Genomic DNA, 862 nt, shown 5'->3' with positions numbered 1-862 from the left:
CGCGCGGCTTCGACCTTGCCGCCGGCCTGGCGCCGGCGGCGCGTCGTCCGCGAAAACTTCATCTCGATCCGTCGGTCACGCTCGACGAAGCCTTCGCGACCATCCTGCGCTCCTGCTTCCTTCATCTGCTGCAGTCGCGGCCGGCGGCCGAGGATGGCCGCAATCCGGAAGGCGTGCATCAGCTGCGCGTCTCGCTGCGCCGGCTGAGGTCGGCGCTCGATCTGATGCAATCGGTCGGCGCGCTCAGTAATCTCGATGCACTGCGGTCGGAAGCAAAATGGCTGGCGCAAGAGCTGTCCGCTGCGCGCGACTGGGATGTCTTCCGGCTCGAGACCCTGCCGACGATCGCAAAAGCCTGTCCTGCGGTTGCGGGCTTCGATGCGCTCGGCCGGGCCGCGGCCAGGGGCCAGTCCGAGGCCTATCGCAGGGCGCATCATGCGCTCGACGATCGCCGCTGCGCCGTGTTCCTGATCGGCCTCGGTCACTGGATCGAGACGCGGGGATGGCGCAACGATGTTGCCGCCGAAGATCTCGGCCAGCTCGCCGAGCCCGCCGTCACCTTCGCGCAGCGCATCCTGTCGGAGCAATACGCGAAGGTGCTCAAGCGCGGCCGCCGCTTCAAGTCGCTCACGACCCTGCGGCTGCACAAGGTTCGGCTCGCGACCAAGCGGCTGCGCTATCTCGGCGAATTCCTGCTGCCGCTGTATGAGGACCGCAAGTCCACGCGGCGCTTCTCGCGCCGGCTCGCCGATCTGCAGGAGGAGCTCGGCGCCTTCAACGACATGGCGGTCACGGCATCGCTGCTCGAGGGCCTCGATGCCGAGCCCGGCAGTGCCATTGCCGCGGCGGCGATTGCCGGCTG

The 862-nt window shown here is 68.4% G+C and carries 1 protein-coding gene; it reads left to right on the top strand.

The genetic code is table 11. The features are described from left to right. Positions 1–862 (top strand): CHAD domain-containing protein (locus MOV75_RS40000; protein ID WP_247008354.1); only part of this gene is annotated, 862 nt, incomplete at both ends.

It is taken from the genome of Bradyrhizobium sp. PRIMUS42 (genome assembly GCF_023006515.1).
Classification (GTDB): Bacteria; Pseudomonadota; Alphaproteobacteria; order Rhizobiales; family Xanthobacteraceae; genus Bradyrhizobium.
This window is presented reverse-complemented; position numbering and strand designations above follow the sequence as displayed.